Origin of the sequence: Sorangium sp. So ce296, assembly GCF_051529605.1 — a bacterium.
GTDB classification, from domain to species: Bacteria; Myxococcota_A; Polyangia; order Polyangiales; family Polyangiaceae; genus Sorangium; species Sorangium cellulosum_D.
This window is the reverse complement of sequence record NZ_CP150325.1, coordinates 13,575,245-13,576,394: the sequence shown is the minus strand read 5'-3', so window position 1 is coordinate 13,576,394 and position 1,150 is coordinate 13,575,245. Positions and strand designations below refer to the sequence as shown.

The 1,150-nt window shown below is 65.8% G+C and carries 1 protein-coding gene; it reads left to right on the top strand.

The genetic code is table 11. From position 1 onward, the window contains the following. Nucleotides 1-190 precede the first annotated feature (190 nt). Nucleotides 191-1,129 carry a phytanoyl-CoA dioxygenase family protein gene (locus WME98_RS50065; RefSeq protein WP_437948605.1) on the top strand — a complete coding sequence of 313 codons (939 nt, stop codon included), beginning with the start codon at nt 191-193 and terminating at the stop codon, nt 1,127-1,129. The last annotated feature ends 21 nt before the right edge of the window (nt 1,130-1,150 follow it).

Here is a 1,150-nt window from a genome sequence, read left to right as displayed (position 1 = left end):
GCCGTTCAGTCACGCGCGCTCTGCGGCAACAGGCTTGACGATCCGGAGTGTTGGCTTTATGATGTCTCACGCAGTCCGCATGCTGGCTGTTTCCAATGTCAGCCCGACGCGTGACTCGTCACATCGCGATCGGCCGATCCTCGGCATGTGCGGTGACGAGGCGCGTGCCGTGCGGACATGGACATGAAGAATGCTCGCCCACGACGTCCCGACCCATTCTCGCCTCGAGGACCTGGACTCCACCGGCTATGTGGTGGTGCGCTCGTTTCTGAACGACGCAGAAATCGCTCGGTTCGAGGCCGACTACGCGGCGAGTTCTGGGGTCGACACGTCGTACGGAGTCCGGCAAGTCTCTGCCGGCGCACGAAGCGCGATCGACGAGAAGCTGGCGGCCATGGCGCGCGCCGTCGCGGGCGCCAGCAGCGTGCGGGTCGACATCGCGTCGGTCTGCGCGTTCGGCAGCGCCTACTTCACGACCGAAGGTGAGATCGGGACGGCGTGGCACCAGGACGCGGTGTCGTACTTCGCCTACCAGAACCACCACGACTATCTGAATTTTTACGTGCCCATCGTGAAGCCGGTGCGCGAACGGTCCAACCTTTGCGTGATTCCGCTCGATGCGTTTGCGGCGCGTAGCCCGGAGCTCGCCGCCCGGCTCCGCGGGCGCGGCGCGACGCGCTTCGTCGTGAAGGATGGCGCGACGACCGTCCACGACAACAACACGGGCGGTATTCACGGCGTCCTGCCTTATGCGCTCGACGAGCTGGCCGTGACCCCGCAGCTCGGCCGCGGCGATCTTCTGCTGCTGCGAGGCGACGTGATCCACCGCACCGAGGACAAGGACACGCACCGGGTGGCAGTTTCGATCCGGATGATGAACCGAGAGACCCGGGTCCGCCGCGCCGAGCTCGTCCGCGGCGGCTTGCTGAAGGCGGTCGTGATGACCCATGGACGGCGCGACTTCAGGCGGCTCTTCGACTGCTTCGACGCCGCGGGCAAGGACGAGCTGACGATCGGAGAAATAGCGAGTTTCGAGGCCAGCGCGCGTCCGGCGCGAGCGACCTCGTTCGTCAGCTTCATGGCGTTCCTGATGTGGAACCGGATGCGCGAGCGCCTGGGGCTGTTCTAGCACCGCGTTCGACGAGAGGAC